The following is a 7,612-nucleotide window of genomic DNA, read 5'->3' on the forward strand; positions in this document are numbered from 1 at the left end:
CTTAAGCAAAGCTCCCCAAGTTTGAGGTCCGACAATTCCGATCCGTCCATTGAATGACCTCCCATATGGACAGCAATAAAAAAGTCCGACTCCATCAGCTCGTTAGCCGAGAAGCCGGACACATTCCGTCCGTATTCGCCAAAATACACCGCTTGTATTGATATCCAAAAATCGATACAATCACTGGTGTAAAAGCGACTTCTCGAGCGCTACCTCGAGGAGTGCGCGTGCCTCGTTCAGTGCGGGAACATTGAACGGGGCTTTTTAACGCCGTCCGTATTCAACTGAGATAAATCTACCATTCCCATATCAGTATTAGCAATAGATCCAAACTGAGGCAAAGAAATCTCTCTGAATTGGTATCTCCCGGTCTCGATGAACGTATAGAACGGGCCACGAAATCAATGTGTTGTTGTAATGACAAACGTTATGGGACGGGCAAAGGGGAGCATTTTTATGCAAGAGTTAATTGTACATAAAGTTAATATAGCTCATTTACGTTTGGTGGAACTTACAAAATTGGCGAATCAGGCAAAGCCATTTTATGATTGGATAGAACGAAAAAGTAAACAGGTCACCAGATCGACAGGTAGTTTGAACGATATTCTAATGACTTGTTCAGCGGAGGAACTTACTAGAATTATTCAGGACTGTTATAACCCAAAGCCTAGTGAAGAAAAACCATTGTTGTTTGACGGATTGGGCAGGACGTATGATCATGCCAAAGCTTGTTTTTATTTTTTTGCATGGATGATTCGAGATGCCCCACAACAAAGACTAGCACCGTTAATCTCACAAATGAGGAAAGCGGACAACATAGATGCATTAACTGCACAAGTTGATACCTTAGTTAAACTTATTATGGAGTATAGGTCAATTGTAAAGAGCTTTGAATGGACTGCTGTCAAAGAAATTCTCATTGATAGGCTTGAAGGTTCAAGGAGAAGTTTAAGAGGTCATTTTGCGGAGACAGGTATCAGAGTTGGGCTCGCTACTGCTCTTCAATCCTATTACTCAGCATATATGAACTATGGCAAGTACAAGAGTGTACACATTGCCGAAAGGCAAATAAAAGTCGGTAGACACACAGTGGACGTATCCGCGACAATGATAGATAAAACCACTGGCAAGCCTGTTCCTTTGTTTATCCCAGTAAAAACTAGAGAAACTCAAGGTGGCGGGCACTCGCATTTATTTTCCAGAGACATTATCACCGCTGTGAACGATATAAAAGAAATACATCCTAATGCACACATAGCTGTAGTAATTATTGCTGAGAACTGGTCTCCTGAGGAAATTAGTGTGATTTTAGATAAGATAGATTTTGTGTTTCACTTTAATATGAACCCCAATGTATTTGTAACATTGGACGAAGAGTCCCAAAGAAACTTTAACAGATACATTGAAAAGGTGTTGAGCAATGACGATCAGTAATCAAGTACTTTTAGGAGATGTAGTACAGAACTCTGCACTTCTTCCAGATAATTTTTTCCAAGCGATAATTACAAGTCCGCCGTATTTTGGACATAGGCAATATTCCACGAACAGCGAACAGTCGGCTTATGAAATTGGAAGGGAAACAGACGTAGACGAATATGTATCTAACTTGGTAAAAGCGTTCGAAAGTATCAAGCCAAAGCTGAAGTCAGATGGATTACTGTGGTTAAACCTAGGCGATACGTATAGAAACAAGAGATTGTTGGGAGTTCCATGGAGAGTCGCATTAGCACTTCAAGATAACGGTTGGATTTTGCGAAGCGACATAATTTGGCACAAGCCAAATGCTATGCCCTCTTCTGTTACGAGTCGCCCAACAACTGACCATGAGTATGTATTTATGTTTTCCAAATCAGAAAACTACTACTACGATGCAGATGCAATTAGAGAAGAACATGTAACTTTTACAAGTAAGTCAAAGATGAGGGGGGGAAGGAACCACTTCGGAAAACCTGGTGGTACGCCAGAAAACGGAAAGAACAAAGGGAACAGAAATTTACATGATGCACGTTGGGATCAAGCATTTCATCCCCTTGGAAGGAACAAAAGAACGGTTTGGACTATCCCTTTAAGCAAATTTAGAGGCGCACATTTCGCTGTGTTTCCTGAAAAGCTCGTGGAAACATGTCTTTTTGCTTCAACGAAAAAAGGTGATTTTGTTCTTGACCCATTCACTGGATCTGGTACTACTGGAGTGGTCGCAAGAAAGCACGGAAGAAATTTCGTTGGAATAGAATTAGTCGATGAGTATCAAAGGATGGCACAGAGTAGAATTTCGGAGGTGGATATGCAATTACCGTTGTTTGATGTTCAATAAAACGCTCTAGCCGAAGAAGGCGACATAATGCCGGTTATTATGGGACGAAGGAAACACATGGAATCGCCGTTTTCGGCCGGATTGGGCCCTAAGCGGCGATTTTATGTTGTGAAACACCACTGTGAAACATGGGAAGTACGTGATGTGTGCCCCCTCGCGGTCCGCGTTTTTAAACATTGATTCATCAGGCGGATCGATTAGTATATATACAGGTAAATAACAGTGCAATAGGAGTTGAGCCTCCGTTGGCGAGGCCACCAAAACAAGATGCGGAAAAACGAACGCACCGGCTCACCGTGTACCTCACCGAGGAAGAGCGGGAGATGCTCGCTCTACTGGCTGAACGGGAAAATCGACCCATGACACACGTTCTCGTCTTGGCGATGAAGGAGTATCTCTCCAAGCGACTCAATCCACCGGAACCACTCAAAAAGGCTATATGGGATCGAATCATGAAGGAGGAGCAGGTGTGGCTCCAAGGATACCTTTGTCGACGTGGTCATGCCTTTTGGGTTCGGTCTACGAAACCCTTCCAGCCGGACATCTGCCTAGTCTGTCGGAGTGAACGAAACCTCGCTCGAACGTGGAAGGGGATTGTTTCATCGTGGTTGGGTCTGCCGCCTCGCGCGGCACCCCCCAAGGGGGGCGCACGAGACCAAGTTTGAGGGAGGAATCAGCGATGCTGATGCACCAAGACCGGATCGAAGCGGCCACAAAGAAACTGCTTGACATGTGGGAGACCGGGGAGCTCCCGCAAGCCGTGGCCCGTACCTTCATCGAACCGAAAGGCGACCGCCCGTGTGACAAGTGGAGCCTTGCCAATCGGCTCCTGATGGTCGCTCACGACACCTTTGATGCTCGTGGTTTCAAGCAGTGGGAGGAAGCCGGACGCAAGGTGAAAAAGGGAGCCAAAGCGTTCTACATCCTCGGACCGGTCACAAAGACGGTTACACGCGAGGATCCGGAGACTGGAGAGGAGATTCGTCGCCTGGTCGTCGTCGGGTTTAAGGCCATTCCGGTATTCCGCCTAGAAGATACCGAAGGGGATCCTGTGACCGTCCCGAACTACGATCCACCGGTCCTCCCTCCACTGATGAACGTCGCGCAAGCCTGGGGGATTCCTGTTCGCTACGCTCCGAAAACCGGTCGCTTTTATGGACTGTACCATCCGGTCAGAGATGAGATCATCTTGTGTTCGCACGATGAGATCACCTTTTTCCATGAGTTGGCGCATGCAGCGCATAACCGGATCCATCCCCTGCAAGGCGTAGTCGGCGTGATTGTACTGATAGATCGCCTGATAGGGATTCTGCGCGAATCCATTGGCCGACAAATAATGCGCGGCGGTATAAATGGCGTCGTACACGTTCTGGATGTCGGGTGGCCCTGACTGTCCTGGAGCCGTCACGGCGTACTCTGCCCACGTAGACGGCTCAAATTGCATCGGCCCTTCGGCCCCTTTCGAACTGGTGGGCGAATTGCCCATCGAAAAGCCTGTCTCTACGTAGTGGATCGCGGCCAACACGGTCCAGGTCACGTTGTACTTTTTCCCCGCATCCTCGTACACCGGGATCAACTGCTCCGGCACGTGAATGGGTCCATCGGTAACCGACCCCGGCTGTGGGACGGCGATATCCGACGAGACGAGACTTCCGGTGGCCGAGAGCAATCCGAGAGCACCGATACCGACGGATGTCGCGAAAAAGAGCACACCGACGAGGAACACCCCGGCGATCAGAACGAAGGGGGATCGAAGGAGACGCGCTGTACTTTCCATTGCGATCCCTCCTTCGTCACGAGATCAAAAAATCCGATGGACTGGAGATGCCCTTTGGCGTCTTTGGCTTGCGGCGTGGTACTCACCCACCAAGAGCCGTCTGCGTTGTGGTGGACTGGGTATACGCGTACATCCACCCACGTCTGTGGATCATGGGGGGGCCGAAAGGAACTGGCGATGTCCTGATAACACGCGGGCGTAGTGACCGCCCGGATTTGTTCCAGGATAGCCTTCGTGCTGACCTGGTGGGTCGTTAGGAAGTCTAGCCATGCAAACCGTGCAGCCGCCTGTACAGCATCCTTCGGGGCGGCCTGCACACCTGGCGGCCCCGACTCAAGAATGACCTTGGACATTTTAAGTGGGAATGGTGCAGGCTTTGCCGATTCTGTAGACTTCACCGTCCCATGGCGTGTGGACGACGTCACCTTCGACGAAGTCGATGTTCCGGTCGATGAGGCCGACGTGGCTGGAGAGGTCGTGGTGTGACTTTGACGGTCCGTCGTAGGTTGGCTACTGATTTTGTTGTTGTTGTTTGGGGAACCGACAATCCATTGGTGCACCTCATGAAAAAGACCGTTCAAAAGCAGCCCTGCGCAAATGAGCCCAAAGAGCAGTACAGCCGGTTTGTTCCGCGCCTCGTACAACTCCCGCATCTTCGGTTGTGCCATGACCCACATTTCGCGCCCGTTTTGCCCGGATGAACTGGAAACTCAGTGACGGTACGAATCGGATACGCATCCGGGTTGCAGGAGATACAATTTACGGAATATGAAATCGCGATCTTTCCAATAAATGATCAGAATTGGAAACCGGACGCATACCCAGACAAGCGCCCGTCAGGCGATTTTTTGAACCTCCGTGTAGATGCTCAGGTCCATGCCCAGCAGTTTCAGTACACGTTCTACTTGGGGGTCATGCGGAGACACCGCTGTCCGATGCCACACATCTCCCACTCGGACGTGGGCTGTGGTCATCTCGTCCAGCATCTCGAGAATCGATAGCCCCGTCGGACGGAAGCTCTTGCGCCTTCCAGGAAGGATGAGCGGTTCGGTCTCCTGCTTCATCCGTTCTCGAATCACGTACTCCAGGACGCTATACAACAACAGGGACAGTAGCATCACGAACCCGAACGCCTTGACGCGGGTCGGTTTGTGCAGAAAGATGGGCCCCACGTGGTAGGGGCTTTTCAGGTACCGAAAGCGCGTTTCGACTTCGTGCTGCTCTTTGTAAAGCCGCAGCACCTGCTCATCCGGCACGCACTGGTCGTCGCGGATGTCCGTGATGAGTACGAATGTCGCTTCCTTCTCTCGCCACACCTGGACGCTCTCCTCAGTCGGCGGCAGGATCTCCACATCCACGCGGTACTGGGTCCGTACCGGCGGCGCTGGTCCGTCTTTGCGCGGTCGCCCGCGGCGCGTTCGCTTTTCTTGAATCTGTTCGGCTCGTACGCCCGTCACCAGCCGGTGCAAGACGTCTCGGTATTGATGTACAAACGCCTGCGCCGCGGCTTGCGCATCCTGCTCACAACTGTAGACATTCTTGCTCAGGAGCTTGGCGGCTCTTTGCAACTCGTTTCTTTCACGTTCCAGTACACCCTCGAGCTTGCTCTGCTTCCGCGCGTCCAAGCTCGAAGAGCGGACCACCACGAACCGGTACGTCCGTCCGTACAGCGTGCGGCGGAAGGATTGAATTTTGTAGCTTGCCCCATCCTTGGCTTCGGCCAGACGACCGACTTCCTCCCAACTATCCTCCTTCTCCCATGCGGCACGCTTGAGCTGTTCAGACAGCTTGTACGTCCCCGGCAAACGAGAGATGAAGTGGATCCTTTCCTCCGTCAGCAACTGCAGGTTCTCCTTCGTCACCAACGCCGCGTCGGCAATGTACACGCCTCTTTGACGGGTCGCATCGTCCAGTTGCCCCAACAATTGCTGGATGTTCTCGAAGTTCCACGTATGGTCGTCCAGGTTGCCCGGATTCACATTCGCACACAGCCCCAAGCCCTGCACTGTGCACAGCCCAAACACGATTTGCTTCAGGTCTGGCCGGCTATCCTTCGAGAACCCCCGGTCAATGCGAAACTCGCTTTGATCCACGTACTCGCCCGTGACCGAAAGTGAGGTGGTATCCGCATGAATGGGGATGAGGTCATCGGCATCATCCATCACTCGCAGTTTTCGCATGGTCTGCAAGGCGATGGCGGTGTACAACCCTTCGGGACCGGCTTCGTAGATAGCATCCAATGCACGTGCCAAGGCGTCATCGTTGAGATCTTCGGTGGAAACGCCTTCACCCAGCAGCACTTCCGTATCGCGCTTGGCATAGAACTCCTCTACACGATACAGAGCCTCTCGGTTGGTCCCCACGTTAATGAGCAACGCCTTGGTGCGCAATCCGACAGACAGCTTGTAGTCCGAGCGCGCCACTGCTTGGTCAATGATGTCGACCCATCCCAGCCAATCGATGAGACGTGCGAGTACAGGCGCGGGTCCCATGACAAACGTACGAATGCCACCGAGCAACTGGAAATCCTCCCGTCCAGAGATGCAACGACCTACTGGATTCCACAGCGGCTGGCGAAATTCCTGTCAAAAATAATCTGCGTCTGCAAAACGGGCGCGAAATGTGGGCCATGAGATTGCGGAAGAACCACACGGTCCCCCGTTTCGTCAGATCCCATGCCAGCTCCTTGCGGGTCCGCCTAGGATACAACCAAGTCACGCGGTCATTGGTCTTTCGATTCACGGGTCATCCTCCCCATGCTTGGCACTGGTGGCGATTGTCGGCGCAGCTCTTGGAACGCCTTAAGATACTGGGCTTGGGTCGGCGGTTGATAAGTCGGCTTGGCCGTAAAGACCCTACGGTAAATTGGCTGGGCACGGTAGACGTCCATCGCTTGCTCATGTTCACGCTTCGCCTTGGCATCCACCTGCTGTTTCGCCTGTTCGTACAACATGCGGTCCTCCCAGTAGTGCTTCTCCCAGTACGCATAGGTCGGATGTTCGCGTCCGGGATTCGTCGGCGGAATGTACGTGGTGCTGTTTTTGTCTGGCGGATTGACGACCGTCTCATCCACCGGAAGTTGAGCAAAGCGCTGTATCGCCTCCTTGTGACGTGCGTCTTCGGGGTGCTCGGCAATCCACTTTTGCCATGTGGCTTCGGATGCCACCATCGGGTCGATGCCCATGCGGTACATTCGGCGCCAAACGCGCGCGGCGTCCGGATCGAGATTCGGCATGAGTTTCGTAGGCTTCAAATTAGATGCCGGCATAGTCGGCAATGCGTTGAGGAGCACACCTTGCGTTTTCGAGGATTGGCCTTCCTCCCGCAGCATGTCTGCGAATGTCCTGCGATCCTCCGCATTCGATGGGTCGAGACCTCGTGCGGCCATTTGTGCCATGGATTGTTGCGTATCGAGTTGGTCTCTGCGCCTTTGCGCGAGAAAACGAGCAAAGCCATGACGAAGGAATTCAGGACGACCGAGCGAAATGGCCGCCGCCGTAATCCCCCCCCCCCCCCCCCCC

Annotated in this window: 6 protein-coding genes and 1 pseudogene; 4 read left to right on the forward strand and 3 right to left on the reverse strand. The window is 52.0% G+C overall.

The window, feature by feature from the left end; all coding sequences use genetic code 11:
• Positions 1–456 precede the first annotated feature (456 nt).
• The 3 genes from ASH01S_RS19080 to ASH01S_RS19365 all read left to right on the forward strand — a co-directional run bounded on the left by ASH01S_RS19080 (position 457) and on the right by ASH01S_RS19365 (position 3,704).
• Complete coding sequence (locus ASH01S_RS19080; protein WP_217996352.1) at positions 457–1,434, forward strand: hypothetical protein; 978 nt, start codon at positions 457–459, stop codon at positions 1,432–1,434.
• On the forward strand, positions 1,421–2,314 hold the full coding sequence (locus ASH01S_RS18125) for a DNA-methyltransferase (protein ID WP_083517301.1): 894 nt from the start codon (positions 1,421–1,423) through the stop codon (positions 2,312–2,314). Before ASH01S_RS19080 ends, ASH01S_RS18125 begins: the two co-directional genes overlap by 14 nt.
• 832 nt (positions 2,315–3,146) lie before the next feature.
• On the forward strand, positions 3,147–3,704 hold the full coding sequence (locus ASH01S_RS19365) for an ArdC-like ssDNA-binding domain-containing protein (protein WP_373278597.1): 558 nt from the start codon (positions 3,147–3,149) through the stop codon (positions 3,702–3,704).
• On the opposite strand, the pseudogene ASH01S_RS19780 reads toward ASH01S_RS19365, so the two are convergent.
• Positions 3,630–4,091, reverse strand: a pseudogene (locus tag ASH01S_RS19780) (lytic transglycosylase domain-containing protein); the annotation flags it as partial. The gene ASH01S_RS19365 and the pseudogene ASH01S_RS19780 sit on opposite strands and share 75 nt — an antisense overlap.
• A gap of 234 nt (positions 4,092–4,325) precedes the next feature.
• Here ASH01S_RS19780 and ASH01S_RS19085 point away from each other — a divergent pair.
• The gene (locus ASH01S_RS19085; protein WP_217996353.1) at positions 4,326–4,577 is read left to right on the forward strand and encodes a hypothetical protein; all 252 of its coding nucleotides are present in this window, start codon (positions 4,326–4,328) and stop codon (positions 4,575–4,577) included.
• Between the two features lie 350 nt (positions 4,578–4,927).
• Here the strand turns inward: ASH01S_RS19085 and ASH01S_RS16805 are convergent, their stop codons facing one another.
• Together ASH01S_RS16805 and ASH01S_RS16810 are read right to left on the reverse strand one after the other, a co-directional pair.
• Positions 4,928–6,610, reverse strand: a complete 1,683-nt coding sequence (locus tag ASH01S_RS16805; RefSeq protein ID WP_245629139.1) for an IS1634 family transposase — start codon at positions 6,608–6,610, stop codon at positions 4,928–4,930.
• 203 nt (positions 6,611–6,813) lie between these two features.
• The coding region (locus tag ASH01S_RS16810) for a hypothetical protein (RefSeq protein ID WP_217996354.1) at positions 6,814–7,612 on the reverse strand (799 nt) is incomplete at its 5' end.

Source organism: Alicyclobacillus shizuokensis NBRC 103103 (assembly GCF_001552255.1).
GTDB lineage: Bacteria > Bacillota > Bacilli > Alicyclobacillales > Alicyclobacillaceae > Alicyclobacillus_G > Alicyclobacillus_G shizuokensis.

What these genes read in the sequence shown, in the direction of transcription:
- ASH01S_RS19080 (WP_217996352.1), top strand. Translation starts at nt 457, where the DNA reads ATGCAAGAGTTAATTGTACATAAAGTTAATATAGCTCATTTACGTTTG.
- ASH01S_RS18125 (WP_083517301.1), top strand. Translation starts at nt 1,421, where the DNA reads ATGACGATCAGTAATCAAGTACTTTTAGGAGATGTAGTACAGAACTCT.
- ASH01S_RS19365 (WP_373278597.1), top strand. Translation starts at nt 3,147, where the DNA reads ATGGTCGCTCACGACACCTTTGATGCTCGTGGTTTCAAGCAGTGGGAG.